Genomic DNA, 26,782 nt, shown 5'->3' with positions numbered 1-26,782 from the left:
TACGCATAGCAACAATGTACCCAAAATATTATAATGTTTTCATCAGCTTTAAGAAAAAACACACCAAAATTTGATATGGAGTTAACAAAATGCAAAAGAAGCTAATCATTTTTACAGACAGTGGGGATACCATTATTGACGAAGGCACTGAAATTCGCAATGATGAGGATATTGTAATCCACGCAGAATTAATTCCCGGTGCGGGGGAGACCTTAAAAGCTCTTTATGATGCCGGTTATGTCATTGCTATGGTGGCTGACGGAGAAGAACAGTCCTTCACCAATGTTTATGAAGAAAATGGCCTTGGTTATTGCTTCCACACCAGAACAATTTCCGAGATCGTTGGGGTCCAGAAACCTTCCGAGAGAATGTTTATAGATGCCATGGAGAAAAATCACCTGACCGAAGAAGATAAAAAACGGGTGGTTATGATTGGAAATAATGTGAGAAAGGACGTTGCCGGAGCCAACCGCTTTGGAATTACCTCTGTTCTCATTGACTGGTCTCCGCGCTATGATATGAATCCGGCTGATGAGTGGGAAACGCCGGACTATACCGTCCATGAGCCAAAAGAGCTTCTGGCACTGATTGAGAGTCTGGAGGCAGAGCTTCAAAAAGACGGAAACGAATAGAAGGAGGGTATGGATATTATGAAAGAAAAGACAATCAAGGAAAAGGCACGTAAGATTCCCTTTAAGGTGTATGTGCGCAATACCTGGCAGCTTTACTTAATGCTTCTGATTCCGGTTATTTATATGCTTATGTTCCGCTATAAGCCCATGATTGGTGGCGTAATTGCTTTTAAGAAATTTAACGTGTTTGCGGGTATCTGGAACAGTCCCTGGGTTGGTCTTTCCAACTTTAAAGAAGCATTTGGTTCCAAAGATTTCTGGAATGCACTGAAAAACACATTGATTTTAAATGCAGGAGATTTAATTATCGGTTTTCCGATTCCCATTCTGATTGCAGTTTTCCTGTTTGAAATCAGAAATTTAAAGATCCGGAAAGCAACACAGACGATTTTATATCTGCCGAACTTTCTTTCCTGGGTTATCATTGCAGGTATTATTACACAGCTGTTTTCAACCAGCGGACTTGTGAATGATATCATACGCAAAGTAGGTTTAAGGGAAATTAATTTTTTAAGTAATACTTTTATCTGGAGATTTGTATACTGGTTCGCCGGAATATGGCAGTCAGCAGGCTATTCTTTAATTATTTATCTGGCAGCGTTGTCAGCGACGGATCCTTCTCTGGGAGAAGCTGCTTATATTGATGGTGCCACAAGACTTCAGAGAATTGCACATGTTACGATCCCTCAGATCAGAGCTACTATTTCCATCATGCTGATTATGCAGCTTGGAAAGATCGTCTCCATCGATTTTGACCGTCCTTATATGATGGGTAACACACTTGTTAAAAGCGCCTCCGACGTTATCAGTACCTATGTTTACAGTGTAGGTCTTCAGGCCGGCCGGTTTGATTTTGCCACTGCAGTTGGTTTATTCCAGTCAGTAGTCGGTATCGTAATGATCCTGTCCGTTAATCAAATATCTAAAAAAATGGGAGAGGAGGGAATTATGTAATGGCAGAATTAAAAAGTAAATCAGACAGACGGTTCCAGTTATTCTGGAATACAGCATTTATAATAATCAGCATTGTAGCGCTGATTCCAATTTTTCGCGTAGTTTCCATGTCATTAAGTTCCAAAGACGCAATTTTAGGCGGTAAAGTATTCCTTTATCCGATTGAATTTACAACCGAAGCTTATGTCCGTGCATTTAGAAGCGGAAGTTTCCTTTCCTCATTTATTTATTCCGTTTTCCTGATGCTGGGTTCAACGGCAGTCTGTATTGTTATGACGATTGCTGCAGCTTACCCTCTTTCAAAGAAGAATTTAAAGGGCGGAACGATCATTATGACAATGTTCGTACTGACCATGTATCTGGATCCCGGTATTATTCCGAAATATTTAAATGTTAAAGATTTCAGAATGATCGATACTGTATGGGCATTGATTATTCCAGAAGCGCTGAGCGCATATAACATGATCATCATGTGTACTGCTTTCAAGGGACTGGATTCCTCATTATATGAAGCGGCTAAAATAGACGGCTGTAACGAGATTCAGACATTATTCAAAGTAGCACTTCCGCTGGTATACCCGACACTGGCAACACTTGCTTTGTTCTACGCAGTGGGAAGATGGAACCGTTTAAGCGATGTTTTATACTATGTAAACAGCTCCAGACTGTATACTGTTCAGATGATATTAAAACAGTTAATAGAATCTGTTGCAATATCACAGCAGGAGGGAGTAGCTTCCCAGCTTGTAGCCGATAATATTAAATCTGCAAGTATTGTAATTTCCATGACACCTATGCTGATTGCCTATCCGTTTATTCAGAAATACTTCACAAAGGGCATTATGCTTGGTGCAGTAAAAGGTTGATTATTTATTTTTTACAATAAATAAATGAAGAAAAGAAAGGGAGGTTTTATTAATGAAAAAAGCAAGATTATTAAAAAGCTGTATGGCAGTATTTGCAGCAGCAGCTCTGGTAACCGGCTGCGGATCCAATGCAGGTAAAGAAACAACAGCAGCAACTACCGCAGCAGCAGGCGGTACTGAAACAAAGGCAGAGGCAACAACTGCAGCAGATAAGGGAGAAGAAGTAACCATTAAGGTTATGGTATGGGACAGAGGTGATGCAGCTCCAGGAACAACTGTGGAGAAAAACACCCAGACAGAATGGATCAAGCAGCAGATGAAAGAAAAGTACAACATTAATGTTGAGTACGTTTCTGTACCAAGATCCTCTTCTGATGATAAGTTAAATATCATGATGTCTGGCGGCAGCGCACCTGATATCGTATTTACCTACAATCAGGGTATCTTCTATAACTTTGCACAGAACGGCGGTCTGGCTGATTTAACTCAGGCTTATGAAAACTATGGTGCTGACATTAAGAAATACGTTTCTGATGCGCAGAATATGGGTCAGCTTGAGGGAAAACAGCTTGCTATTATGAAACAGAGAGGTGTGGAATCTCCTCGTCATACTGCATTTATCCGTAAGGACTGGCTGGATAAACTGGGAATGCAGATGCCAAAAACCAAAGAGGAACTGGTAGCTTATTTAGAGGCAGTAAAAGAGAAAAATCCAGGCGGAGTAGACAATGTAATTCCGTGGGCAATGAGTGGACGTAATGATACAGAAAAGGGTTATCTCAATTTCGTGGGATCCTATGTAAACTTTGCAAATGACAAAGATGCATATGTATATAGTGAAGCTTATACAGCAGTTGCTCCAGGCGCTGTTGATGGAATCAAAAAGTTAAATGAACTTTATAACAAAGGACTTATCTCTAAGGACTTTGCTACAGATACCCAGGAAGATATCTACAAGGCTCAGTTAACTGCAGGCAATGTTGGATTCTATTTAGATGATACAGAGCGTACCTTTGATTTTATCTCTGTATTAAATCAGACTTTAGGTAACAGCACTTTTGCACCGGTACAGTGTTTTGAACTGTCAGATGGATCTTATCGTACTACATTTGAGCAGAGATATGGTATGTTTGTTATGGTTCCAAAGACCAGCGAGAAGAAAGCTGATGCTTGTATGAAATACTTAAACTGGCAGGCTGATCCGGAAGTTGCAGAAAATATTGTTTATACAACCGAGCATAAGAGAGATGAAAATGGCGTACCGCTTAAATTCTCCGATGAAGAGCTTTATGCAAAGGGTTATCCTAAGACACTGGATGATTTAAATATCGTAAACCTTGCTATGGATTGGACAACAAAGAAAGAATCTATTGTTGGAAAATGGGCAAAGGATTATCCAGGTGTAGGAGATACTAATTGGTTCTCAAACTTCTATGATGTACGTTCCGAAGGAAAGTTCCGTTATCCTGTATATTCCAACATTTCACAGGCAGAAAGTGACTATGGACAGAATGTAGAAAACATGATGATTGAATATGTTTACAAGCTGATCAGCTGTACACCAGATCAGTTCGATGCTCTTCAGAAGACAGAATATGACAACCTTGTAAATGCAGGGCTGCAGAAGATTCTTGACGCAAGAGCAGAATATTTTGACACTATAAAGTAATTCCTTAACGGGGCAGCAGGCTATAAGAAGCTCGTTACAGCTCTTTCTCATCGAAATAAGGATGATGCCGGGAAGCTGTAACGGGCTTTTTCTGCCCATCTGATCGTTAAAGAATTGTCGGAATGCTGTTTCCGCCTCCATCTTTACGGAATTCAGAGGGCGACTGGCTGCAATACTTTTGAAAGATTCGGTTAAATTGTGAAAAGCTTGTAAATCCGCATTCTTCCGCCAGTTCAGAAATCTTCTTTTTCGTGTTTAACAGCAGGTATTGCACGTTTCGGATTCGTGTCATCTGAATGTATTGGGTCAGGGTGTAACCAGTCACATCTTTAAACTGATGGGACAGATAGTAAGGGCTGATATAAAATTCTCTGGAAAGGGAGTCCAGTGTTAATTCTTCTGAATAATGATTATGTATAAAGTTGGCAATGGTGTATATTTTTTGTGAAGCTGCATCCTTTAACGGTTCATTGGAATAGGTGTTAAAAGGTGCCAGCTGCCGTAATGTATAAAGAAATTCCACAAACATTCCGTGGACAATGAGTGATTTCAGTTCCGGTTCTTCGTCCTGAAAGGAGTAGCGGTAAATACGGTTAAGTTTTTCATTAACCAGCTGCTGCTGTTTGGAGGGAAAACGGAAAATCGGCAACGGTGAGTAAAAAGGTTCAAAAAGCTTCTGATAGGTTTCAGGCATTCCCCAAAGTGCAGGGGGATACAAAAACCCGATGATCAGCCGTTTGCTGGGGGCACCTTTCTGATATTCGGAGCGGTGCAGCACCGATGGGCGAAGAAGTACGATATCGCCGGATCGTATGGAGTAGGGGATACCTTCTACCAGATGGTATGCCTGGGGACTAATCAGTATCATCAGTTCATAAAAGGAATGAAAATGCTGAAATGGCATGTTGATATCAAAGGATCGTTCATCATAATCAAAGTAATAATAAAGAGAGTGCTGGATATCGTTAATGGTGATATTATGCCTTTTCTTATAAAGCAGTGTATCATCAGGATTTGTCATAGGAACCACCTTTATACTTTCTATGGAATAGTCATGTATCGGATATTCATTATAGCAGAATGATGACAAGATGTGCAATACATTGGCAAATAAAAAAGAAAAATATTGTAGAGATTGCAATTTGCTCCAACTATTTCGTTGGTGGCAGCAGAAAGGAAGTGGCAAAAGAATGGAAAATTTAAAAGAAAAAATAAACCTGCTTGTATCCAGCTTTGAAAAGATTCTGTATGATGAAGATGATATCTTTTTAAAAAACATGCAGACAAATAATCTGGCTGGAGACAATCCGGAACGGTACCGCTATTGGGAATGGACACAGGGAGTAGGCTTATTCGGTTTATGGAAGATCCATGAAGAAACCGGTGAAGAAGAAATTATAGAAAAACTGAATAAGTATTATGAAAGACAGCTTACCATTGGTTTGCCTGCCCGTAATATTAACACAACAGCTCCTCTTCTGGCTTTAACCTATCTGGTTGAGAAAGACGGAAATGAGACTTATATGGAAATCTGCCGGGACTGGGCACAGTGGCTTGTGGATGAACTTCCCAAAACAGAAGAAGGCGGATTTCAGCATCTGACTTCTGATACCTTAAATGAGCAGGAACTTTGGGATGACACGCTCTTTATGTCCGTTTTATTCCTTGCCCGTATGGGTGTGATTCTTAAGAAACAGGAATGGATTGATGAGGCTGAATATCAGTTCCTCATCCATGTGAAATATCTGGCTGACAAAAAGACCGGTCTTTGGTATCATGGCTGGACATTCCATGGCTGCCATAATTTCGCCGGTGCATTCTGGGGAAGAGGCAACAGCTGGATCACAATGGCGATTCCGGAACTGTTCGGCATCATACCATGCAGCGGTGCGGTCAAACACTATTTAACAGAAGCATTAAAAAATCAGATTGATGCATTGGTTTCCTACCAGAACGAAAATGGCATGTGGCATACAGTCATTGATGACAATACCTCTTACGTTGAGGCCAGTGCAACCTGTGGTTTTGGTTATGGAATATTAAAAGCGGTTCATTTAGGACTTGTGGATGCCTCTTTTGAGGCAAGTGCCAGAAAGGCTCTTCTGCCCGTTCTTCAGTGTATTGATACGGAAGGTGTGGTGCATCAGGTATCCTATGGAACTCCTATGGGAAGAGAAAGTGTACAGTTCTATAAAGATATTGAACTTCGCCCAATGCCATACGGACAGGCAATGGCTATGCTGTTCCTGTTAGAAGCATCAAAATAATAAAAGACAAAGGGCGGACCCATTTTACGGCAATCCGCTCTTTTACTATGGAGGAAAAAATGAGCACAGACTTAGAATTACTGGCAGCCTATAAACCAGTCATCATGCAGGATAAAAAAGAGCCTTTTGTAATTACAGCCATGGGATGTACTATTTTCCGTGAAACAAAGAAAAGCGATTCATTTCCAAAACGTGAGATTGTGATTAATAAGGAAGAATTGGATTTTGCAATCGAGTATGCCATCTGGTATGATTTTGATATCCAGCATTTATACGAGTTAGAGCATGTCTGGGTCTATGTTGACTATAATGGCAGGGTAAAAAAAGTGGAAGCCAGCTTCCATGGCAAGTTTTTAAACATGGTAGACTTAGATAATGGGGAGCTGATCCTGGAGGACGGTACCCATCCCGTGGTCTATACCCAGCCGGGCAAGCACGCGCTGGTGCCTGATCCCAGAGTGATCAGAGTGATACCGGCCTGGTTAGAAAGCTGTCAGGAGATGGCAGGATTAGACGGTGTCCTGGTTCAGGATATGTTTGAGGATCAGATTCATACCGATGATGATCTGCAGAAAATGACTGAGGCATATATTAAGGAAGTATTTGGGTTTAAGCCTTCTATGGAATTTGTGCCATTTAACCTGGAAAATGAGAAGCTGATGTCCTGGGAAGAATTGAAAGAATCCATTCCTGACCGTGTTAACAAACAGATTGCAGTGATTAAAGATTATTTTCATATATAAAGAATGAGGGTGCAGGAATGCACCCTCATTTTACGCTAATAGTTGGCTGGAACCGCACGAAGTGATATGGTATGCTTAAAGCAGGTAAAGTCTGTAAAATAGACTGTATAACAGTCCTGTGAACGTCCCTGGCTTCCGAACTTGCCTGCTACATAGTTATGTGCACCAAAGCCAGGTCCGGCTGTAATGGCATATTTTCCCCTGGAGGCAGTAACGGTTCCTTCTCTTGCCACAATTCCGCCACCTGCATTCCCTTCAGAGATGAAATAAGGGGATTCCACCCGGCAGCCTGCATCAAATGCAAGCTCTACCCGCAGCGGAGCCCGATCAATTCCAGCAGTTTCTATGGTGATATCAATTCCATCCGCTACCTCTGTAACAATCAGAACAAAGTTCATGTCTGGTCCATGCATTTTTTCTCTCTTTGAATGATCCATCTTCCACCAGTCCGCAGTGTCCTGAGGTTCCTGAAAGGGAAGATAGTACCAGCCCGCCATTTTCTGATTCAGTACAAATCCCTCTTTTCCGGGAAGCTGTACCAGGTTCTCCGGAACGAAGTATCTGTGCTCACAGAAGCTTGCACCAATTTTCATACTGACGCATAGATCCCCATGTACAAAATAGAGGAAAGAAGGACTGCTTTTTAAGATGGAACAGGAATAAGCTTCTCTGCGAAGCCGTACAATTCCGGAATCAGTATAGTGGTGGCAGTAATTAGTCAGAATTTTACTTTCCTCATATTCAAACTCGCCCAGTTCAGGAAGAAGCATGAAATGAATCAGCCAGTCCAAAGGTCCGATTCCTTTTGCCACAGCCTGATCCATGATAAAGCAGGCGGCCTGTAAAAAGGTCTCGTCGTGGAATTTAATTCCCATATATAAATATTCCAGATAATACCCGGTGGGAAAAATCCTTGTTCCACGATCCTGTCTTGTGGAGTTATTGGTAAAGATACTTCCGTCCGGCTCTATATAGTGAAGCATCATGGTTAAATTTCTTTTAACAGGCTCATACCAGGAATCGTCACCGGTTGCCATTGCAAGCATGATCATGGCGTTATTATTAACCAGGTTATATCCTCCTGCTGACCGTTCTGCGTATTCTCCGTCCTCATTGCAGTCACAGCCTTCGATTAAGAATTTCTCTGCCCCTTTCTTCATGGATTCATCAGAGGTGAAACGATAGAGCATCATTAAAGTGGACGCAATGGCCCAACGGTGGTTGGGAGTGTGGAATCCCCCGTTTATCATGGCCTTTCCGCCTTTGATCAGAATGGACTCCATAACAGGCATAAGAGTAGAAAGCATGGTGCGTTCCATAGAAGGGCAGTCTTCTTTCCCTGACAGCCGGTTCAAATAAATATAAGCGGGCAGAAGTCCGTCAATGCAAAATGCCGTATCTGCACCAGAATAAAAATTACAGTTTATAAGGTCAAAAAATCCGTTTTCCCGCTGACCGTTTGCAATATAAGAGAGAGCTATGGAAATTCTGTTGTAAATATCTTCATTGCCGTAAAAACGGCTGTTACTGTTAAATAAGCATGCGGTCATGGTTGTCACCTGAAAAATGGCAAGTTTTGGTTCTACCAGCCCGTCATGATCACGAAAACCTCCATAGAATTCTGAGGTCTCATCCATGACCTGCTGATTCATTATTTCTTCTGTTTTCCGGTCGCTGTATAATATGATTTTTTCGTAATGTTTTTTCATAGATGCTCCATTCTCCGCAGTCAGCGGCTTAAGTCTTTGCCGTTTTTATTGTATCACGGGAGTGGGGGCGGGACAATGCAGATGTTGCCAATTTGTTTTTTAAAGTTCGTAAAATTTGCGGTTCTTATTTAAAAAGAGGGGGCTGGGAGTGATTTCCTATTGGTTTGATAGGAAGACATGATAAAAAAATGGAGCACCGCAGGATTGGGGAAATACGGTACTCCTAAGAAGAGTTACATAAAGTATAACGCAAGAAAACGGTTAAGTAAAGATAAATATGTAATTTTTTTTATAAATTAGTGAAAACTTTAGAAAAACAATGGGTATTTGAGATTATATAAGTAAGAACAACCGTGTTATTATGCAGTTGAAAATTAATTTCATATTGAATCGGTTGCTGCATAGATTATACCATATGCTCCATCTGAGATTGCAGGAGGTGCGAATGGAAAAAATTCTGGACAATCGATATTACGATTTAATTATTAGCAATGCCCTGGTCACTTCGTATAATACCGGTGATAACATTACCATGATGAACGATTTGTTTTCTCTGCTTCATATCCCAAAGGATCGTATGGAGCCTTGTGATCTTGGAATAAATGCCTATCACAGCTTTCCGGAGCTATATACACTGGAATCGGTTGTCAGTATGGAAAATACCGGTGAAGAATCAAGACAGATCGCTGCTACCCGGGGACTGTTCGGCAGAGGTGTTATAGTGGGAATTGTTGATACAGGAATTGACTACCGTCATCCTGCCTTTATGAATAATGACAGAACCAGCCGTATTCTTTCCATTTGGGATCAGACAGTGGAGGGTACGCCTCCGTCGGGCTTTACCTTTGGATCAGAATACACAAAGGAGCTGATTAATTTCGCCCTTCTTTCCCAATACCCTTATAATATTGTACCGACCGATGATCCCTATCGGCATGGAACCGCAATTGCAAGCGTTGTCGCAGGTCGATCCAACGATAAGGAAGGATTCAGCGGGGTAGTGCCCCAGGCGGATTTAGTGGTGGTAAAGTTAAAGGAGGCAAAAGAAAATTTAAAAAGACTGTTTTGCGTTCCAACAGGTGCCCTGTGCTATCAGGAATCAGATATTATATTAGGAGTCAGGTATTTACTAAACGTCTCAAACAAGTTAAATCGTCCGCTGGTAATCTGTCTGGCGCTGGGAACCAATCAGGGCGGACATGACGGACGGGGAGCTTTAAGTACTTATTTAGATAACCTGATGCTGCTGCCTAAAATAAGTATCATTACCTCGGCGGGTAATGAAGGAAACAGCCGCAGGCACTATTATGGAAATGTCACAGAAGAACCGTTTTCAGACAATTTTCAGTTAAACTCAGGAGGAATAGACAACGAATACTTTATAGAAATCTGGCCCTATATTCCTTCCAGACTTTCCATACAGCTGACAGCACCCACCTGGGAAAGCACCCAGGTTATAAAACCTGCATTAGGACAGTGCCACAAGCTGAGTTTTCAATCGATTAAAACCAATGTCTGGATAAATAATGTTTTATTTGAATCAGAGACTGGGAATCAGCTCATCCTGCTTCGGTTCCGGAATATGGAACTGGGTATCTGGTATATCAGGCTGGATAATAAGGATGCAATACCGTTTTCATTTCATTGCTGGCTCCCATCTGGTAATTTGATTTCAAATGAGACTTATTTTGTAAATTCCGATCCCAATACAACCATTACCATGCAGGGAGATACTGCAAATCTTCTGTCTGTTACGGCATATAATCAAAATACCGGCTCCATTCTTGCACAGTCCAGCAGAGGATATACAAGGCTGGGGGGGATAAAACCGGATCTGGCGGCACCCGGGTATAATATTCCATGTGCAATACCGGATTTTCAGTATGGAACAGTCACTGGAACCGGAGTAGCTGCGGCATATGCTGCCGGGATAGCTGTCAAAATCATAGAATGGGCATACATCAAAGGAAATTACACCGCGATTACAGGAAATCAGATCAATCGCCTGATGATGAGAGCGGCAGAGCGGGACCCTGATGCTGTCTATCCCAATAATATCTGGGGGTATGGAAAGATCAATGCTGAAAATATTTTTAATGAATTAGAAGACTTTTAAATACTACCTCCTGACTGGTGAGGAGTGCTTTCTGGTTAGGAGGCTTGTTGTAACCTTTACAGAAAATTATGCATCCAATAAAAAGGGGAGAGTTTGTCTTTCCCCAAAAAGGAAAGGGGGAGATCCGTTATGATGGAGGAGATTCTTCGATATGTGAAACCGGAATTGATTGTGGTTGCTTTGGTTTTGTATCTTCTGGGACAGGGTATTAAACAGAGCCAGACGATTAAAGATAAGTATATCCCGCTTATTAATGGGGCGGCAGGTATCATTCTTTGTGGAATTTATATTTTTGCAGTCAGTGAAACAGATACTGTACAGAAGGCCGCTATGGCTGTGTTCAGTGCAATGACACAGGGCATACTGGTTGCCGGGCTCAGCACGTATATTAACCAGCTGATAAAACAGTGGGGAAAGCCTGATTAAACAGACTGTATATCCTGGTTTGATTTGGCGGGTTATCGGTAACCCGGCCCGCCTACTTCTCGTCGCCTAATTCTTTTCTGACTCTGGGGTTAATGCCCCTGCGTTTCATCTCACCTAAGATGTTTTCAAATTCGTCCGGTGGAGCAGCAGGAGTCTTTATATTTCTGCTTGCTGCTTCCAACCGGTCAAATTCTTTTGCCAGCCTTATTTCGCTTTCTTTCCTTTGGCGTTTCAAGCGATCACCTCCCAGAAAATTATATAACGTTGTATAATTTTCTGCTATCTGCGAGAAGTGGTGAATAAAATGGAAGAGAGGGAAAAATAAAACACCGGACTACCTTGTATATTAACAAGGGATTCCGGTGTTTCCATCAATTCATTATACATGCGGGTAACAGGACTTGAACCTGCACGGTCTCCCACCAGAACCTAAATCTGGCGCGTCTGCCAATTCCGCCATACCCGCTGATAGCAAACAGATCATAATAAAATGAGACACCGGGGATTCGAACCCCGGACAACTTGATTAAAAGTCAAGTGCTCTACCACCTGAGCTAGTATCCCATACTGGGCTAGTTGGATTTGAACCAACGAATGCAGGAGTCAAAGTCCTGTGCCTTACCGCTTGGCGATAGCCCAATAACATCTCCTGATAAAAAAAAATTCCCTTTAAGGGAAAGGTGAGTACAGGGATTCGAACCCTGGGCCTCCAGAGCCACAATCTGGCGCGATAACCAACTTCGCCATACCCACCATAAAAAGCTTCACACTGCTGGTTGACAGTGTGAAACGAGCCTGAAGGGATTTGAACCCCCGACCCACGGCTTAGAAGGCCGTTGCTCTATCCAACTGAGCTACAGACTCAAGAGCGGGTGATGGGAATCGAACCCACGTATCTAGCTTGGAAGGCTAGTGTTCTACCATTGAACTACACCCGCAAAGGTTTTTTGAGAAATAGATGACTTGATCTCAAGTCGGGGTGACAGGATTCGAACCTGCGACTTCCTGGTCCCAAACCAGGCGCTCTAGCCAAGCTGAGCCACACCCCGAAGGTTTTTTGCGTCTTTGTTTTTTTCTTGTTTTCCGCAACGCAAGAGTTATTATATATGATGGATATAGATTTGTCAACATTATTTTCAAAAAAAAATAAAAATCGAAAAAAGCTGATAATTGGGGGATTTCGTAAGGGAAGAAAAGCAGATAGAATAGCCTTAAAATGGGAGGAACCGGCAGGTACATAAATGTTCCTGCCGGTTTGAGTATGAAAAATAAAAAGTCAATGTTAAAAGGGTGGGGTTCCTTTACAAATATCAGTATACCCTGGAATTATGACATAAGTTTGACCAGTCGATAAAGATTTCATAAAAAAACTAAAAGAATTCTAAGTAATGTTTGAAAAAACAGAAAGTTTTTCCATTTAAAGAGGATTTGCTGATTTGAAAAAGTAAAACTACCTACCTTTTGTGATTTGACTGTTTTGTGTATTGCTTCTTATGATATAATTAATACAGACAGTAAAACAGGAAAAACGAAAGAGAAAGGAGCACTTATGAAATACTGGGATATTTTTGAGAGTGAACTGGGTCCTATTCAGGTAATATGTGATGAGGAAGGAGTATTAGGTGTGGAATTCGGGAGTGAAGCTCCAAAAGAGGGGCTAAAAAAATCCACAGACCTGATTAAGAAAACGGTTCTTCAGCTGAACGAGTATTTAATAGGAGAAAGAACAGAATTTGATCTCCCATTAAAACCTGAGGGAACAGCATTTCAAAAAAAGGTATGGGAGGCACTTTGCACCATTCCTTACGGACAGACAAGAAGTTATAAAGAGATTGCCGTGCAGATTGGTAATGAAAAGGCCTGCCGTGCAGTGGGAATGGCAAATAACCGCAACCCCATTTCCATAATCATCCCCTGTCACCGTGTAATTGGTGCAGACAAAAGCCTTGTGGGATATGGGGGAGGACTGAATATTAAAGTGAAATTATTGAATCTGGAGAGTCCTGGTGTCATCTGGGAAAATTATTAAGATTTCATTGTGATTCTTTCGGTTCGTTTAAAATGCTATACTTTCAGGATTGTTCATGTTATAATCCTCCACGTCACCAGAAAAGAATTTTATGATGAGGAGTGATTCTATGAGAAAAAATAAGATCTTAGCAGGGATTTTAATTGCGATGACAGTGATGATGACAGCGACAGCCTGCGGAAAGAATAATACAAAAGCGGAATCGACGCAGGAAACCAAGCAGCAGACACAGGCAGAAGCATCCACTGAGGCAACCACAGCGGTGAACGCAGAAGTGGCTTCTTCTGGGCAGGAAACATCAGAAGGTGAGGATACATCGGAAGAAGAGGAAACAAAAGAAACACAGCCGATTACAGCTAATGATGCAGGAGATATTAAAGAAGGCTTATTTACTTCCAAATCAGGCAAATATGAGATTATGCCACCAAAAGGCTGGTCACTGGATGAGGACGGAGATGAGAGCGTGGTAGCGATTTCTTCACCTAACGACGAAGATTACCTGGAAGTTACTTATGTACAGGGTGATGATGCAGATGGAGCCAGGGAAGTTTATCCGGCTACCATGGATGAATATAAGAAGTTAATCAGCCGTGGTGAGGATATGGAATTTGTCCGTTACGATGTTAAAAACGGCAGTGACGGCAGCCAGACCTTCCGTTATGCACTCCGGTATAAGACACCTCAGGATGGAGTTCGTTATTATGCCATCTCCGGTTCTTATAACGCAGCTACAAAAACCTATATCAGTGCAGCTGGAACCATTGGTTCAACTGACAGCGGAGTAGAAGGACAGATCGAAGCTGCTCTGGATTCTCTTAAACTGAAATAAAATAACTATAATTGAATGAATGAAAGCAGGGGCAGTAACCAGTTAAACATGGTTATCGCCCCTGCTTTTATAAGTGGATCTTTATTCCGTTTAACAGCTGAACATCTTCTTCCTGATGTGTACTGATTAAAACCAGCTTTCCTGCCGATTGCTCTTTTATATAGGTTATCACCTGTTGTTTTGTCTCTTCATCAAGGCCCGTAAACGGTTCATCCATGATTACCATATCAAAAGGTACCATTAGAGCGCGTATTATGGCCACACGGCGTTTCATTCCACCACTTAAGGTTGCTGCCGGCCGGTCCAGAGATTCGCCAGGCAGCAGCTGTTTAAGGGCTTCCCTGGCCTTCCTTTTGCTATGCCCTGAAGAAGAAGGCATTACCATGGTTACATTCTCTACCGGAGTGAACACTTCACAGAGCCGGTTTTCCTGAAATACGGCTGAAATTCTTTCCTTGTTAAGACCGTTCACCTCTCCGGAATCTGCTGAAACAAGACCCAGCAGTATATGAAACAATGTGGTTTTCCCTGATCCGGATGGCCCCATGAGGCAGTAAACATTACCCGATACCAGATGAAGATTGACATGGTCAAGTACGAAGTGTCCGTCAAAGGACTTGCAAAGCTTTCTGATAACAAGTTCCATATTCATCCTACCTCTTTCTTTTTTGTCTGATACCGGGAGATGCCAGGTTTAAAAGCCACAGGAAGAAGGATTCAAAAAGCGCGCTGAGCAGAATGATCACCAGTGTCCATGCAAATAAATCAGCAGTACTTAAATAAATCTTGGAAAGATAAAGCTTTTCACCGATTGAATGGAGAGGAACGCCGATTACCTCTGCGGCAATTCCTGATTTCCAGCTCATACCCAGCGCCACCCGGCAGCCGCTTGCCAGATAGGGAAGCAACGCCGGACGATAAAGATAAAAAAACCTTTTTGCTTCTGACATCTGAAAAACATCGGCCATTTGAAGCAGTTGCTGGTCCGTACTTTTGATTCCTGCAATTGTCTGTATATAGATTATGGGAAAAACAACAAGAAATCCGATAATCACAGAGAGATTTTCAGATCCTGCCCAGATTAACGCCAGTATAACAAAGGAGGCAACAGGAACGGACTTCATCAGTGCCATAAGAGGCGACAGAAAATCTCCGATGAGGGGATATCGGCAGGCAGCTGTACCGGCTAAAATCCCGGCTGCAAAAGCAGAAAGAAATCCAAGGCTGATTTTTCCAAAAGAAAAACCAATGGTTTTCCAAAAGTCTGCCAGCCGGATCTGGTTGAATAATGCCAATATAACGTCCAAAGGCCCAACCAGTATTATGCTGTTGTGGACTGCCGTACTGGCAGCCTGCCATATCAAAAACCAGAACAGAATAATTCCGGCTTTTTTAAAGCGGAGAATGCCTGCATTCATACTTAGATCTCCTTAAGACGGTTACTGATGCATATAGTAGAAGTCATCACCAGGAAGTGCGCCTCCAACTGTCTGAGGTTCCATTTCATAAAGAACATTTAAATATCCGCTTAAAAGGGATTTCATTTTTTCACCATCCACATAGGTAATGCTGCAGAAAGGAATTGCTTTTTCTGCAACTGGTGCTTTTTCAATAATTCCAGCGGCAGCCACTAATGCAGCAGCCTCGCTAACATTATTATTGGCAAATTCTGCAGATTCTTTGTGATCTGCAAGAAATTGATCAATGGCTTCCTTATGATCCTTTAAAACATCATTTCTGCAGACGGTAACTCCGGTTACCAGACTTCCGTTTCCTTCTTTAGCAGCTGCATCCCACTCTTTGTTCAAATCAAGAACCATTTTCAGCTGATCGTTCTGAGCCATGGCTGCTGTCACAAATGGCTGGGGAAGAAGACCTACTGCGTCTGGTTTTTCTTTTAATACAGCAGCTACTTCTGCAGCTTCTGACTTATATTCCAGTTTTACATCATCAGCAGTCAGCCCGTTTGCCTTCAGGACGTAATTTAAGGCATAATCAGGAGTGGTTCCTTTTCCTGTTAAATAAACAGTTTTCCCCTTTAAATCAGCTGTGGTGTGAATGGAATCATCCGAAGACACAGCATAAAGAACGCCCATGGTATTGATGTCAAGAACCGTCACATTGTGTTTGGTTTTGGTGTAAAGGATGGATGACATATTGGCAGGGATCAGGGCGACATCCAGTTCTCCGCTCACAATTTTACCAAGAAGCTCATCGGCTGCAGTCACCATGGTAAATTCATAGGAATTCCCGGTTTCTCCTTTTTTAGCCTTGTCCATCAGCTTTACCAGTCCCATGGAAGTAGGACCTTTTAAAGAGCCGATTTTTAAAGTGTAGGAATCTTTTGAACCCTCTGCTTTTGTAAGTTCCGGTGCTTTGGTGGTTTCTGGTGCTGCTGTAGTCTGGGCTGCAGATGTGCTTTCCGGTGCGGGAGCGGAAGCCTGTGGGCTGCTTTTTGCACAGCCGGTTAAGACAACGGCTGTCATAGCAAGTGCTGCAAGTGCTGATAAAACTTTTTTCATAATAATCCTCACTTTCTGTCCGTACCATTTTATATTGGTTTTTATGCAAACAGATGAAAAAAAACCACGCCGACAGGCATGGGATTTCCGGTTTGACGTATTCTCCTCGCCTTCTCCGTCAGGTGTTCCTTTCGGGTTAGTACGAACAGGTAAAGTATACCATTTTTCAGTCTTGTTTGTCAAAATATTATGCAGAATCTCATAGAAATGTGTTATACTTGTAACACCTGAAGAGCGTGACTCTGTCAGGATTGTGAAAGGAGAAAAAACAATATGAACGATGTATATGAGAAGCTTTTAAGCTGTTTAAAAAGTGTACGGGAGAAAACTGATTTTGTTCCCGAGGTTGCCCTTATTCTTGGTTCCGGACTTGGGGAATATGCGGAGGAGATTGAAGTAGCTGCCACCATAGATTATAAAGACATTGAGGGATTTCCGGTTTCAACCGTTGCCGGTCATAAAGGAAGATTCATCTTTGGTTATGTAAATAAAGTTCCAGTAGTCATTATGCAGGGACGGGTTCATTTTTATGAAGGATATCCTATGACGGATGTAGTTCTCCCAACAAGACTTATGGGACTTATGGGTGCAAAGACTTTATTTTTGACCAATGCCTGTGGTGGCGTGAACAAGGAATTCAAACCTGGCGATTTTATGCTTCTTAAGGATCACATTGCCACATTTGTTCCTTCTCCGCTGATTGGAACCAACATTGGGGAGCTGGGAACCAGATTCCCGGATATGAGCGATATTTACCGCAAAGAGCTGAGAGCGGTAATTAAAGAAGCGGCAAAGGAAGAGGAAATTGAACTGCAGGAGGGAATTTATCTGCAGCTGACAGGACCGGCCTATGAATCTCCTGCAGAAGTGCAGATGTGCTGGATACTGGGAGCGGATGCAGTTGGAATGAGTACAGCCTGTGAGGCGCTTGCAGCCAACCATATGGGCATGAAGGTTTGCGGCATTTCCTGTATTACCAATATGGCATGCGGTATTATCGACCAGCCTTTAAGCCATACGGAAGTTCAGGAGACGGCTGACAGGGTAGCACCGTTGTTTAAAAAGCTGATTACGGCATCTATTACAAAGCTTGCCGGTAAATAAAGGAGGAAGGGGCCTATGGATCGTATGCTGGCGGAACGGATTTTTGCTGCGTCAGGAAGAAAAAAGCCATCTCTGGTATTGAAAAATGCCAGGATGGTGAATGTATTTACTTCAGAACTGGAAGATGGTGATATCGCCATTGAGGGCGGATATATTGTGGGGATCGGTTTCTATGAGGGGGAAACAGAGGTGGATTTAGGCGGCCAGGTGGTGTGCCCCGGTTTGATAGACGGACATATCCATTTGGAGAGTTCCATGCTCTCCCCTGAAGAATTTGCGAAAACCGTAATACCTCATGGTACTTCAGCAGTCATTACGGACCCCCATGAGATTGCCAATGTGGCAGGAACAGAAGGGATCAGATTTATGATGGAGCGCTCCAGGAATCTGGATTTGGATGTGTACTTTATGCTCCCTTCCTGTGTTCCGGCAGCAGGGCTTGATGAGTCCGGAGCTGTTTTAACAGCAGATGATCTGGCCCCCTTTTATCAGGAAAAATATGTGCTTGGACTTGCAGAACTGATGGATTTTCACGGAACCGTACAGGCAGATCCAGGTATTATGAAAAAAATAGTGAGCGCCGCAAAACACGGCCGGATCATTGATGGCCACGGTCCCCTTCTTACCGGCCGGCAGTTAAATGCTTATATCACGGCCGGTGTTGGGTCGGATCATGAGTGCTCCTGCATGGAAGAAGCAGTGGAAAAGATGAAACGGGGACAGTGGGTGATGATACGGGAAGGAACTGCGGCCAGGAACTTAAAGGCCCTCCTTCCCCTGTTTGAGGAGCCCTATTATCACCGCTGTATGCTGGTGACCGATGACAGGCACCCTGGCGAGCTATCCAGGCTTGGCCATATGGATTATATTATCAGAAAGGCGATCAGGCTGGGAGCTGATCCGGTGCGTGCCGTGATCATGGCATCTTATCAGGCTGCCCGGTATTTCAGACTGAGTGAGACAGGGGCCATTGCACCCGGTTATCAGGCAAATCTCATTGTTGTTTCTGATCTTAAGGAGTTTACAGTCAGTAAGGTTTACCGGAAAGGAATTCTTGCGGCAGAAGATGGAAGGCTGGTACAATCTCCAGAGGCTGGAACAAATGACCGCAGACAGATACCGGATAAAGTGGGTAATTCTTTCCGGTTAAAAGAGATTGTGCCAGAAGACTTTATTATGAAGGAAGAGGGAGATACCATACGGGTTTTATGTTTAACTCCCGGAGAATTGACTACAAAAGAGAGACTTGTGCCATGGACTGAAAAACTGAGAGCTGATCCGGATGCTCTTGCTGCCATGGATATTGTAAAGATGGCAGTAATGGAGCGGCATAAGAATACCGGACATACAGGCCTTGGTTTCCTTGGCGGATACGGACTAAAACGCGGGGCTGTGGCAACCAGTATTGCCCATGATTCCCATAATCTGATCATTGCAGGAACAAATGACCGGGATATGGCACTTGCAGGGAATACTGTGAGGAAGAACCAAGGTGGCATTGCGGTTGTGGCGGACGGAGTGGTTCTTTCAGAGCTGGCTCTTCCTATCGGTGGACTTATGAGCCCGGAGTCCGCAATATGGGTAGACGAGCGGCTGGAAAGGCTGAAGATACATGCGCACCAGCTTGGTATCGGAACGGGAATTGACCCTTTTATGACCCTTGCATTTGCCAGTCTTCCAGTCATTCCCATGCTGCGGTTAAATACCTGTGGTCTGATTGACGTACAACGTCAGGAAGTTGTAAAAACTATATTTTTCAGTACTTCAAAAAATACATATAATCAGTAAATAAGTATTGATATAAATATAACAATGTGCGATAATGGTCGAAAAGGCAGTTCATGCAGGGGATTTATTTCGGAGGGAGAATATTCATGAGAGTAACAATATGCATAGGAAGTGCATGTCATTTAAAAGGATCCAGAGAGATCATAGCCCAGCTTCAGAATATGGTGAGAGAGAAGCATTTGGAAGAGCAGGTGGATTTAAATGGTTCTTTTTGCAGCGGAAATTGTGTGAATGGAGTCTGCGTGACGGTTGACGGTCAGATCTATTCATTAAAACCGGAAGATACAAAGGAGTTTTTTGATAAAGAAATTCTGGGGAGGCTTTAATCATGGGAATTATTGATTTCAAGGCGACCAAATGCAAGCACTGCTATAAATGTGTTCGTAACTGTGAAGTCAAAGCGGTCATGATTAAAGATGAACGGGCAGAAATCATGTCTGATAAGTGCATTTTATGCGGAAAATGCATGCAGGTATGTCCTCAGTCTGCCAAAACGCTTATCAGTGATCTGGATCTGGTCAAAGGATTTCTTGATATTGGGTATAAAACTGTGATTTCACTGGCTCCATCCTATATGGGGCTGTTAAACTATAAAACAGCAGGACAGATAAACGGCGCCCTTAGAAAGCTGGGATTTTCTGATGTGCGGGAAACTTCAGAGGGGGCGGCAGTGGTGACTGCTGAGTATACCAGACTTTTAAAGGAAGGCAGTATGGAGAATATAATCACAACCTGCTGTCCCAGTGTCAATGATTTAATCGAAATTTATTACCCTGCACTGATCCCTTATCTGGCGCCGGTAGTATCGCCTATGGTTGCCCATGGCAAGATGTTAAAAGAAGAATTTGGAAGGGATACCAAGGTGGTCTTTTTGGGACCCTGTATTGCCAAGAAAAAAGAAGCTGAGGATTTAAGGCACGGGGATTATATTGATGCTGTCTTAAATTTCAATGATATAGAACGGTGGCTTGCTCAGGAAGAGATTACCATCGGGGATTGCGAGGATATCCCTTTTGTTCATATGAATCCAAGAGTGAACCGCCTCTATCCGGTTACCAGTGGAATCGTAAGCTCAGTGCTGGCAACAGAGGCCGAACGGGATGGGTACCGGAAGTTTTATGTCCATGGCTGCCGCAACTGTATTGATCTTTGTGAAAGCATGCTCCGGGGTGAGATTACGGGGTGCTTCATTGAGATGAATATGTGCTCAGGCGGCTGTATCAAGGGTCCTGCTGCAGATCATGAGCATGTATCCAGATTCAGGATAAAGCTGGATATGGAAGAAACCATTGAAAAAGACGGGGTTCCCGATGAAGAGATCCAGGAAATCTTTAATTCCCTTACCTTTGGAAAGCGTTTCTTAAACCGTGCTCCCAGGGATATTGTTCCTACGGAAGCCCAGATTCAGGAGATTTTGAAGAAGACAGGAAAGACAAGACCGGAAGATGAACTAAACTGCGGAGCATGCGGTTATTCCACATGCAGAGAGAAGGCCGTAGCTGTTATTCAGAAAAAAGCGGAATTAAATATGTGCATCCCGTTTATGCATGAAAAGGCGGAATCTTTATCCAATCTTGTTATGGAGACGTCTCCCAACATAGTACTCATTGTTGATAAGGAGATGAAGATACTGGAATATTCTGCAGTTGGTGAAAAGTATTTTGGCAAGACCAGACAGGAAGCTTTAACCATGTATCTGTATGAATTAATTGATACCACTGATTTTCAATGGGTGTATGATACCCATCAGAAAATTCATGGCAAAAAGGTCACATATGGAGAATACAGAATTTCTACTCTTCAAAACATTGTTTATGTAAATAAGGAAGATGTGGTGCTGGCAACTTTTATCGACATTACAAAGGAAGAAGAACAGGCCAGACAGGAGTATGAAAAGAAGTTAGAAACCATAGATCTGGCGCAAAAAGTAATTCATAAGCAGATGATGGTGGCCCAGGAGATCGCAGGGCTTCTGGGTGAGACTACGGCAGAAACGAAAACCACACTGACCAAGCTGTGCAAGTCTCTGTTAGATGAGGGCAGCGAAAGCGAGGTTAAATAATGGGAGTTACCGTTGACGTTGCTTATAAAAGCTTAAATAAATTCAGTGAAGTACTTTGCGGGGATAAGGTGGAGCTCCTCCATACGGATGACTCCAATATTATGATCCTGGCCGACGGTATGGGAAGTGGAGTAAAGGCAAACATACTGGCAACCATGACCTCTAAGATACTGGGCACCATGTTTTTAAACGGTGCAACCCTGGAAGAGTGTGTGGAGACCATTGTAGAGACACTTCCTGTCTGTCAGGTGAGACAGATTGCATATTCTACCTTCAGTATTCTTCAGGTATTCCACAATGGAGATGCCTATCTGGTGGAGTTTGATAACCCAGGCTGTATCTTTATCAGGGACGGGAGTCTGGTTCCCATTCCACACAGCATGCGGGTGATACGGGATAAGAAAATTAATGAATACCGGTTCCGTGTAAAAAAAGGAGATGCTTTGATTCTGCTTAGTGACGGAACCATTCATGCAGGTGTGGGGCAGCTTTTGAATTTTGGCTGGCTCTGGGAAGATGTGGCTGCTTATGCGGTAAAACAGTACCGTATGACCATATCAGCTGTTCGTCTGGCCAATGCGTTATGCAGAGCGTGTGATGAACTCTACCAGTACCGGCCCGGAGATGATACAACCGTTGCTGTTATGCGGATAATCGACAGCAAGCCGGTTCATTTAATGACAGGGCCGCCAAAGGACCCGGAAGATGATGTTTGTATGGTAACGGATTTCTTATCCGGAGATGATTCCACCAAGAGGATTGTCTGCGGAGGAACCAGTGCCAATATTGTTTCCAGGACCATGGATAAGAAACTGACGGTATCCCTTGAGTATTACGATCCGGATTTACCGCCTGTGGCTTACATCGACGGCATTGAACTGGTTACAGAAGGGGTATTGACTTTAAACAGGGTTTTAAAACTCTTAAAGCGGTATGTTAAAAATGAATCAGTAACGGAGGAATTTTTCCTGGAACTGGATAAACCAAACGGCGCATCCATGGTAGCAAAGATGATTATTGAGGACTGTACGGAATTAAAGCTGTATGTGGGGAAAGCAATTAACAGCGCTTACCAGAATCCGGGGCTTCCCTTTGATTTGGGAATCCGGCAAAATCTTGTGGAGCAGCTGAAGCATGCGGTGGAAGAGATGGGGAAGACGGTTACAGTTGCTTATTATTAATAGAGAATATTCACACAGCCACGTTTTGTGGAAGCTTCAAGGAGGAACGATATGGTAACGAATGATGCAACATTACTTCGCATCAAGCATCAGGTTTTAAATGAAGTAGCGAAGCTTGCCTGGGAAGGTACATTGGAACAGAAAAGGGATGAGATTCCCTATCATATGATTCAGGGGCCAAAGGCACAGTTTCGGTGCTGTATTTACAGGGAGAGGGAAATTATCAGAGAGAGAGTCAGGCTGGCGGAGGGGTTCTGTCCCAGTGGCAGAGACACCAAAAATGTAGTGCAGGTAATTAATTCTGCCTGCGAGGGATGCCCCATTGCCAGATATGTAGTAACAGATAACTGCCAGCTCTGTATGGGTAAGGCCTGCCAGAATTCCTGTAATTTCGGAGCCATTTCCATGAGTCATGACCGGGCCCATATCGATCCTGACAAATGTAAGGAATGCGGAAAATGTTCTCAGGCATGTCCTTATAATGCTATTGCAGATTTAACACGCCCCTGTAAAAGAAGTTGTCCGGTAGATGCAATTACCATGGATGATAACGGAATCGTTGTAATCGATGAAAGCAAATGCATTCAGTGCGGAGCGTGCATTCACAGCTGTCCATTTGGTGCAATTGGATCAAAAACCTTCATGGTAGACGTAATCAATCTGATTAAGGCCGGGAAAAAAGTAGTGGCTATGGTCGCGCCTGCAACAGAGGGGCAGTATGGACCGGATATCACCATGGCAAGCTGGAGAACGGCCCTTAAGAAAATTGGATTTGAAGATATGGTTGAAGTTGCCCTTGGGGGAGACTTAACAGCTGCTGCAGAAGCTGCGGAATGGGCAGAGGCTTATAAGGAAGGGAAGAAGATGACCACTTCCTGTTGTCCTGCATTTGTAAATATGATTAAGCAGCATTATCCCATGCTTTTGGAGAATATGTCCACTACGGTATCACCCATGTGCGCAGTATCCCGAATGCTGAAGGAGAAAGATCCGGAAACCATAGCTGTATTTATCGGACCTTGTATTGCCAAGAAAAGTGAAGCTCTGGATCTAAATGTGAAGGGAAATGCGGATTACGTGTTGACCCTTGGAGAGGCTCATGCCATGATGGTGGCCAGGGGAATAGAACTGGAGCCGGAGGAAAATACATATCAGGCAGGTTCCATTTTTGGAAAGCGGTTTGGTAATGGAGGCGGAGTTACCGCTGCAGTGTTAGAATGTCTCAAAGAATCAGGAGAAAATACGGATATTGAGGTCATGAAATGCAACGGTGCTGCGGAATGCAAGAAAGCGCTGATGCTTTTAAAGGTTGGAAAGCTTCCAGCAGACTTTGTGGAAGGGATGGCCTGTATGGGCGGCTGTGTAGGGGGTCCAAGCAAGCATAAGAGTGAGGGAGAGGCTAAAAAGGCAAGGGATTTACTCCTTGGCAGGGCCGATTCCAGAATGGTGCACGAGAATCTGAAAAATCAGGGTCTCGAGGCTGTTATGATGCATAGAAACAATTAAATAAGATAAAGTAACAGATATAAGAGTCCCTGCCAGATTATAATCCGGCAGGGACTCTTTTAATACAGAATCTGCTTACATTCCGGCAAACTGATTCTTTATTTTGGATATTTTTTGCTGTTCTGCCTGTTCTGTGGTATACCATCCCTTTGCGGACATCTTTTTATAGATATCATCCTGCATGCACAGTGTATCATTTAACGCATTGTCAAATGCCTGGTGTACATTCATGGTAGGGGATTCAATAGTTCCGTGCATATATAAATCACAGGCACCCTTTGTGACGTTGAGTAAGTTTTCCATAATACACTTATCGTCCATCTTGCTTCCTCCTTACACTAATTTATAGATGTTATCGAAAATCTGCTGGTGCTTTTGCTGCAGCTGCTGTGCGCAGGCTTTTAATTCAGGATCCTGTAAATTTTGTGCAGCATCCTGGCACTGGGTTTTTAAGAAATTTTCATGTCCGAGAGCGTCTTCAATATAATTTAATTCTTTTGGGCTCATGTCTCATCACCTCCAGTCATAGTATGGAGAATTTAAGACGATCCATTCATTTTTCATTTCATTTCCTTTTTATGACAAAAAAACTCCTTCTGACCAGGCAGAAGGAGTTTAAAATTTAACTAATTATTATTAATTGATCTTTTTACGTAGCTGGTGTGAAGCAGGTGATGTGCTTTTTCACTTCCAGGTTCGCCAAGATAGGTAGCATAGAGTTCCTTGATTGCAGGGTTCTCATGAGATTTACGAATTGGTGCAGCTGCATCGGTGTCGTAGAGAACTTTTGCACGCAGTGTGCGGATATCTGTGGTGTTACGCACATATCCTGGCTGCTGAGGCTGACCGCCGCCGTTTACACAACCGCCAGGGCAACCCATGATCTCGATGAAGTGGTAATCAGCTTCACCGGATTTAACCTTGTTTAAAAGGTCTCTTGCATTGCCAAGACCGGAAGCAACAGCAACTTTTACATCCATATCGCCAACATGATAGGTGGCTTCCTTGATCCCTTCTGTACCGCGGACATCAGTGAAATCCAGCTTCTTAAGTTCCTCACCGGTTAATGTCTCTACAGCAGTACGAAGAGCAGCTTCCATAACGCCGCCGGTAGCACCGAAGATCACGCCTGCACCGGAATAAATTCCCAGAGGAACATCAAGCTCTTCGTCAGGAAGATTGTTAAAACGAATACCCGCCTGTTTGATCATTCTGGCCAATTCTCTGGTAGTTAAGGAATAGTCTACATCTGCAACGCCATTGGCATCCTGATCTTCTCTGCCGATCTCAAATTTCTTTGCAGTACATGGCATAATGCTGACAGAAACGATATCTTCCGGCTTGATGCCCATCTTTTCTGCATAGTAGGATTTGGCAATCGCACCGAACATCTGCTGCGGAGATTTACAGGAAGATAAGTTCTCTGTCATATCAGGGAAGTAGTGTTCGCAGTATTTAACCCAGCCTGGAGAGCAGGAAGTAATCATAGGAAGAACGCCTCCGTGCTGTACACGCTCGATGAACTCATGAGCTTCTTCCATAATGGTTAAATCTGCACTGAAGTTGGTATCAAATACTTTATCAAAACCAAGTCTTCTGAGAGCAGCAGCCATCTTACCTTCCACATTGGTTCCAATTGGGTAATCGAATTCTTCGCCGAGAGCAGCACGTACAGAAGGTGCAGTCTGAACGATGACATGCTTAGTGGGGTCTGCAATAGCAGCAGTTACTTCTTCAATACTGGATTTTTCGTAAAGAGCACCTGTAGGGCATACTGCGATACACTGTCCGCAGGAAACACAGCTGGTTTCTCCCAGTCCCATATCAAAGGCAGAACCGATAAATGTGGCAAATCCACGATCATTTGGTCCGATTACACCAATTCCCTGTACTTTCTCACAAACTGCAGTACAACGGCGGCAGAGAATACATTTGCTGTTGTCTCTGACCATGTGAGCGGCACTCTCGTCCAGAATGGAAGGAGTCTTGTCACCGTCAAAGTAGTCATCTGCATCCACGCCCAGTTCCTTACATAAAGTCTGCAGTTCACAGCTTCCGCTGCGTACGCAGGATAAGCAGGATCGGTCATGGTTGGAAAGAATCAGCTGAAGTGTTTTCTTTCTGTATTCACGAAGGCTTGGAGTATTGGTCTTTACCTCTAAGCCCGGATTGATTGGGTATACGCAGGAAGCAGCAAGTCTGCCTCCGTTGATCTCAACGGTACAGAGTCTGCAGGCTGCAATCTCATTGGTATCTTTTAAAAAGCATAAAGTCGGTATCTCAACCTGGGCAAGTCTGGCAGCTTCCAAAATGGTGGAGCCTGCCGGAGCGCTTACGTCCATGCCATTGATTTTTATAGTAATATTCTCCATGATACAA

At 43.2% G+C, this 26,782-nt stretch carries 26 protein-coding genes and 7 tRNA genes; 17 read left to right on the top strand and 16 right to left on the bottom strand.

All coding sequences use genetic code 11. The annotated features are described in order from the left end of the window. Positions 1-89: 89 nt before the first annotated feature. Genes ABS301_RS05860 through ABS301_RS05845 form a run of 4 tightly spaced genes read left to right on the top strand, consistent with a single transcriptional unit; the run spans position 90 to position 4,121 of the window. Positions 90-632 carry an HAD family hydrolase gene (locus ABS301_RS05860; protein WP_349666842.1) on the top strand — a complete coding sequence of 181 codons (543 nt, stop codon included), beginning with the start codon at positions 90-92 and terminating at the stop codon, positions 630-632. An 18-nt stretch (positions 633-650) separates the two neighbouring features. Continuing rightward, entirely contained in the window at positions 651-1,586 is a 936-nt protein-coding gene (locus ABS301_RS05855) for an ABC transporter permease (RefSeq protein ID WP_349671317.1), read from the top strand. After that, the gene (locus ABS301_RS05850) at positions 1,586-2,452 is read left to right on the top strand and encodes a carbohydrate ABC transporter permease (protein WP_349671316.1); all 867 of its coding nucleotides are present in this window, start codon (positions 1,586-1,588) and stop codon (positions 2,450-2,452) included. The genes ABS301_RS05855 and ABS301_RS05850 overlap by 1 nt, the downstream gene beginning before the upstream one ends. Before the next feature lie 52 nt (positions 2,453-2,504). Beyond that, positions 2,505-4,121: an extracellular solute-binding protein gene (locus ABS301_RS05845; RefSeq protein WP_349671315.1), complete on the top strand. Its 1,617-nt coding sequence runs from the start codon at positions 2,505-2,507 to the stop codon at positions 4,119-4,121. A gap of 106 nt (positions 4,122-4,227) precedes the next feature. Here ABS301_RS05845 and ABS301_RS05840 read toward each other — a convergent pair whose 3' ends face one another. Then, on the bottom strand, positions 4,228-5,142 hold the full coding sequence (locus ABS301_RS05840; protein ID WP_349671314.1) for a helix-turn-helix transcriptional regulator: 915 nt from the start codon (positions 5,140-5,142) through the stop codon (positions 4,228-4,230). A gap of 169 nt (positions 5,143-5,311) precedes the next feature. On the opposite strand from ABS301_RS05840, the gene bglB reads away from it, so the two are divergent. Beyond that, the gene (bglB, locus tag ABS301_RS05835; RefSeq protein ID WP_349671313.1) at positions 5,312-6,388 is read left to right on the top strand and encodes a beta-galactosidase BglB; all 1,077 of its coding nucleotides are present in this window, start codon (positions 5,312-5,314) and stop codon (positions 6,386-6,388) included. A gap of 59 nt (positions 6,389-6,447) precedes the next feature. Continuing rightward, positions 6,448-7,131 (top strand): hypothetical protein, encoded by a 684-nt coding sequence (locus ABS301_RS05830; protein WP_349671312.1) that lies wholly within the window; start codon positions 6,448-6,450, stop codon positions 7,129-7,131. Positions 7,132-7,166: 35 nt separating this feature from the next. Here ABS301_RS05830 and ABS301_RS05825 read toward each other — a convergent pair whose 3' ends face one another. Continuing rightward, positions 7,167-8,840 carry a hypothetical protein gene (locus tag ABS301_RS05825; protein WP_349671311.1) on the bottom strand — a complete coding sequence of 558 codons (1,674 nt, stop codon included), beginning with the start codon at positions 8,838-8,840 and terminating at the stop codon, positions 7,167-7,169. Positions 8,841-9,285: 445 nt separating this feature from the next. On the opposite strand from ABS301_RS05825, the gene ABS301_RS05820 reads away from it, so the two are divergent. Both ABS301_RS05820 and ABS301_RS05815 read left to right on the top strand, forming a co-directional pair. After that, positions 9,286-10,956 carry a S8 family peptidase gene (locus ABS301_RS05820; protein WP_349671310.1) on the top strand — a complete coding sequence of 557 codons (1,671 nt, stop codon included), beginning with the start codon at positions 9,286-9,288 and terminating at the stop codon, positions 10,954-10,956. 129 nt (positions 10,957-11,085) lie between these two features. Further along, entirely contained in the window at positions 11,086-11,382 is a 297-nt protein-coding gene (locus ABS301_RS05815) for a phage holin family protein (RefSeq protein ID WP_104438275.1), read from the top strand. A gap of 52 nt (positions 11,383-11,434) precedes the next feature. Here the strand turns inward: ABS301_RS05815 and ABS301_RS05810 are convergent, their stop codons facing one another. The 8 genes from ABS301_RS05810 to ABS301_RS05775 all read right to left on the bottom strand — a co-directional run bounded on the left by ABS301_RS05810 (position 11,435) and on the right by ABS301_RS05775 (position 12,431). Then, positions 11,435-11,617, bottom strand: coding sequence for a hypothetical protein (locus ABS301_RS05810; RefSeq protein ID WP_349671309.1), 183 nt, complete (start codon positions 11,615-11,617; stop codon positions 11,435-11,437). A 151-nt stretch (positions 11,618-11,768) separates the two neighbouring features. Beyond that, a tRNA-Leu gene (locus tag ABS301_RS05805) sits at positions 11,769-11,848 on the bottom strand. 25 nt (positions 11,849-11,873) lie between these two features. Further along, positions 11,874-11,946: transfer RNA gene (locus ABS301_RS05800), tRNA-Lys, on the bottom strand. A 3-nt stretch (positions 11,947-11,949) separates the two neighbouring features. Continuing rightward, positions 11,950-12,021, bottom strand: a tRNA-Gln gene (locus tag ABS301_RS05795). A gap of 39 nt (positions 12,022-12,060) precedes the next feature. Next, positions 12,061-12,136, bottom strand: a tRNA-His gene (locus ABS301_RS05790). 36 nt (positions 12,137-12,172) lie between these two features. Then, positions 12,173-12,246: transfer RNA gene (locus ABS301_RS05785), tRNA-Arg, on the bottom strand. Between the two features lie 3 nt (positions 12,247-12,249). Continuing rightward, positions 12,250-12,320, bottom strand: a tRNA-Gly gene (locus ABS301_RS05780). A 36-nt stretch (positions 12,321-12,356) separates the two neighbouring features. Beyond that, a tRNA-Pro gene (locus ABS301_RS05775) sits at positions 12,357-12,431 on the bottom strand. Positions 12,432-12,488: 57 nt separating this feature from the next. Between ABS301_RS05775 and ABS301_RS05770 the strand changes: the two genes are divergently transcribed. The 3 genes from ABS301_RS05770 (at position 12,489) to ABS301_RS05760 (ending at position 14,240) form a co-directional block, all read left to right on the top strand. Next, complete coding sequence (locus ABS301_RS05770; protein WP_349671308.1) at positions 12,489-12,623, top strand: hypothetical protein; 135 nt, start codon at positions 12,489-12,491, stop codon at positions 12,621-12,623. 308 nt (positions 12,624-12,931) lie between these two features. After that, positions 12,932-13,411: a methylated-DNA--[protein]-cysteine S-methyltransferase gene (locus ABS301_RS05765; protein ID WP_349671307.1), complete on the top strand. Its 480-nt coding sequence runs from the start codon at positions 12,932-12,934 to the stop codon at positions 13,409-13,411. Between the two features lie 109 nt (positions 13,412-13,520). Further along, on the top strand, positions 13,521-14,240 hold the full coding sequence (locus tag ABS301_RS05760; protein WP_349671306.1) for a hypothetical protein: 720 nt from the start codon (positions 13,521-13,523) through the stop codon (positions 14,238-14,240). Between the two features lie 67 nt (positions 14,241-14,307). Here ABS301_RS05760 and ABS301_RS05755 read toward each other — a convergent pair whose 3' ends face one another. From ABS301_RS05755 to ABS301_RS05745, 3 genes are read right to left on the bottom strand one after another with little or no spacing between them, the layout of a single operon-like run. Beyond that, positions 14,308-14,886, bottom strand: a complete 579-nt coding sequence (locus ABS301_RS05755; protein ID WP_349671305.1) for an ATP-binding cassette domain-containing protein — start codon at positions 14,884-14,886, stop codon at positions 14,308-14,310. Positions 14,887-14,893: 7 nt separating this feature from the next. Next, positions 14,894-15,658 (bottom strand): ABC transporter permease, encoded by a 765-nt coding sequence (locus ABS301_RS05750; protein ID WP_349671304.1) that lies wholly within the window; start codon positions 15,656-15,658, stop codon positions 14,894-14,896. A 21-nt stretch (positions 15,659-15,679) separates the two neighbouring features. After that, positions 15,680-16,762 (bottom strand): ABC transporter substrate-binding protein, encoded by a 1,083-nt coding sequence (locus ABS301_RS05745; RefSeq protein ID WP_349671303.1) that lies wholly within the window; start codon positions 16,760-16,762, stop codon positions 15,680-15,682. Positions 16,763-17,035: 273 nt separating this feature from the next. Here ABS301_RS05745 and ABS301_RS05740 point away from each other — a divergent pair, with 273 nt between their 5' ends. The 6 genes from ABS301_RS05740 to ABS301_RS05715 all read left to right on the top strand — a co-directional run bounded on the left by ABS301_RS05740 (position 17,036) and on the right by ABS301_RS05715 (position 24,403). Continuing rightward, positions 17,036-17,866 (top strand): purine-nucleoside phosphorylase, encoded by an 831-nt coding sequence (locus tag ABS301_RS05740; protein WP_349671302.1) that lies wholly within the window; start codon positions 17,036-17,038, stop codon positions 17,864-17,866. 15 nt (positions 17,867-17,881) lie between these two features. Further along, positions 17,882-19,654 (top strand): adenine deaminase, encoded by a 1,773-nt coding sequence (gene ade / locus ABS301_RS05735; RefSeq protein ID WP_349671301.1) that lies wholly within the window; start codon positions 17,882-17,884, stop codon positions 19,652-19,654. Positions 19,655-19,740: 86 nt separating this feature from the next. After that, positions 19,741-19,980 (top strand): (2Fe-2S) ferredoxin domain-containing protein, encoded by a 240-nt coding sequence (locus ABS301_RS05730; protein ID WP_349671300.1) that lies wholly within the window; start codon positions 19,741-19,743, stop codon positions 19,978-19,980. A 2-nt stretch (positions 19,981-19,982) separates the two neighbouring features. Then, positions 19,983-21,716: a [Fe-Fe] hydrogenase large subunit C-terminal domain-containing protein gene (locus ABS301_RS05725; RefSeq protein WP_349671299.1), complete on the top strand. Its 1,734-nt coding sequence runs from the start codon at positions 19,983-19,985 to the stop codon at positions 21,714-21,716. After that, the gene (locus ABS301_RS05720; protein ID WP_349671298.1) at positions 21,716-22,897 is read left to right on the top strand and encodes a SpoIIE family protein phosphatase; all 1,182 of its coding nucleotides are present in this window, start codon (positions 21,716-21,718) and stop codon (positions 22,895-22,897) included. Before ABS301_RS05725 ends, ABS301_RS05720 begins: the two co-directional genes overlap by 1 nt. 51 nt (positions 22,898-22,948) lie before the next feature. Further along, positions 22,949-24,403 (top strand): 4Fe-4S dicluster domain-containing protein, encoded by a 1,455-nt coding sequence (locus ABS301_RS05715; RefSeq protein WP_349671297.1) that lies wholly within the window; start codon positions 22,949-22,951, stop codon positions 24,401-24,403. Between the two features lie 75 nt (positions 24,404-24,478). Here ABS301_RS05715 and ABS301_RS05710 read toward each other — a convergent pair whose 3' ends face one another. From ABS301_RS05710 to ABS301_RS05700, 3 genes are all read right to left on the bottom strand, one after another. Then, positions 24,479-24,724 (bottom strand): spore coat protein, encoded by a 246-nt coding sequence (locus ABS301_RS05710; RefSeq protein WP_349671296.1) that lies wholly within the window; start codon positions 24,722-24,724, stop codon positions 24,479-24,481. Between the two features lie 12 nt (positions 24,725-24,736). Beyond that, positions 24,737-24,910, bottom strand: coding sequence for a hypothetical protein (locus ABS301_RS05705; RefSeq protein WP_170072454.1), 174 nt, complete (start codon positions 24,908-24,910; stop codon positions 24,737-24,739). A 119-nt stretch (positions 24,911-25,029) separates the two neighbouring features. Next, a complete protein-coding gene (locus ABS301_RS05700; protein ID WP_349671295.1) occupies positions 25,030-26,775 on the bottom strand; it encodes an NADH-dependent [FeFe] hydrogenase, group A6 in 1,746 nt (581 codons plus the stop codon). Positions 26,776-26,782 lie beyond the last annotated feature (7 nt).

Origin of the sequence: Lacrimispora sp. (assembly GCF_031982545.1) — a bacterium.
Lineage (GTDB): Bacteria > Bacillota > Clostridia > Lachnospirales > Lachnospiraceae > Lacrimispora.
This window is presented reverse-complemented; position numbering and strand designations above follow the sequence as displayed.

Coding starts and splice junctions, on each gene's coding strand:
- ABS301_RS05860 (WP_349666842.1), top strand. CDS start 90: ATGCAAAAGAAGCTAATCATTTTTACAGACAGTGGGGATACCATTATT.
- ABS301_RS05855 (WP_349671317.1), top strand. CDS start 651: ATGAAAGAAAAGACAATCAAGGAAAAGGCACGTAAGATTCCCTTTAAG.
- ABS301_RS05850 (WP_349671316.1), top strand. CDS start 1,586: ATGGCAGAATTAAAAAGTAAATCAGACAGACGGTTCCAGTTATTCTGG.
- ABS301_RS05845 (WP_349671315.1), top strand. CDS start 2,505: ATGAAAAAAGCAAGATTATTAAAAAGCTGTATGGCAGTATTTGCAGCA.
- ABS301_RS05840 (WP_349671314.1), bottom strand. CDS start 5,142: ATGACAAATCCTGATGATACACTGCTTTATAAGAAAAGGCATAATATC.
- bglB (WP_349671313.1), top strand. CDS start 5,312: ATGGAAAATTTAAAAGAAAAAATAAACCTGCTTGTATCCAGCTTTGAA.
- ABS301_RS05830 (WP_349671312.1), top strand. CDS start 6,448: ATGAGCACAGACTTAGAATTACTGGCAGCCTATAAACCAGTCATCATG.
- ABS301_RS05825 (WP_349671311.1), bottom strand. CDS start 8,840: ATGAAAAAACATTACGAAAAAATCATATTATACAGCGACCGGAAAACA.
- ABS301_RS05820 (WP_349671310.1), top strand. CDS start 9,286: ATGGAAAAAATTCTGGACAATCGATATTACGATTTAATTATTAGCAAT.
- ABS301_RS05815 (WP_104438275.1), top strand. CDS start 11,086: ATGATGGAGGAGATTCTTCGATATGTGAAACCGGAATTGATTGTGGTT.
- ABS301_RS05770 (WP_349671308.1), top strand. CDS start 12,489: ATGATGGATATAGATTTGTCAACATTATTTTCAAAAAAAAATAAAAAT.
- ABS301_RS05765 (WP_349671307.1), top strand. CDS start 12,932: ATGAAATACTGGGATATTTTTGAGAGTGAACTGGGTCCTATTCAGGTA.
- ABS301_RS05760 (WP_349671306.1), top strand. CDS start 13,521: ATGAGAAAAAATAAGATCTTAGCAGGGATTTTAATTGCGATGACAGTG.
- ABS301_RS05755 (WP_349671305.1), bottom strand. CDS start 14,886: ATGGAACTTGTTATCAGAAAGCTTTGCAAGTCCTTTGACGGACACTTC.
- ABS301_RS05750 (WP_349671304.1), bottom strand. CDS start 15,658: ATGAATGCAGGCATTCTCCGCTTTAAAAAAGCCGGAATTATTCTGTTC.
- ABS301_RS05745 (WP_349671303.1), bottom strand. CDS start 16,762: ATGAAAAAAGTTTTATCAGCACTTGCAGCACTTGCTATGACAGCCGTT.
- ABS301_RS05740 (WP_349671302.1), top strand. CDS start 17,036: ATGAACGATGTATATGAGAAGCTTTTAAGCTGTTTAAAAAGTGTACGG.
- ade (WP_349671301.1), top strand. CDS start 17,882: ATGGATCGTATGCTGGCGGAACGGATTTTTGCTGCGTCAGGAAGAAAA.
- ABS301_RS05730 (WP_349671300.1), top strand. CDS start 19,741: ATGAGAGTAACAATATGCATAGGAAGTGCATGTCATTTAAAAGGATCC.
- ABS301_RS05725 (WP_349671299.1), top strand. CDS start 19,983: ATGGGAATTATTGATTTCAAGGCGACCAAATGCAAGCACTGCTATAAA.
- ABS301_RS05720 (WP_349671298.1), top strand. CDS start 21,716: ATGGGAGTTACCGTTGACGTTGCTTATAAAAGCTTAAATAAATTCAGT.
- ABS301_RS05715 (WP_349671297.1), top strand. CDS start 22,949: ATGGTAACGAATGATGCAACATTACTTCGCATCAAGCATCAGGTTTTA.
- ABS301_RS05710 (WP_349671296.1), bottom strand. CDS start 24,724: ATGGACGATAAGTGTATTATGGAAAACTTACTCAACGTCACAAAGGGT.
- ABS301_RS05705 (WP_170072454.1), bottom strand. CDS start 24,910: ATGAGCCCAAAAGAATTAAATTATATTGAAGACGCTCTCGGACATGAA.
- ABS301_RS05700 (WP_349671295.1), bottom strand. CDS start 26,775: ATGGAGAATATTACTATAAAAATCAATGGCATGGACGTAAGCGCTCCG.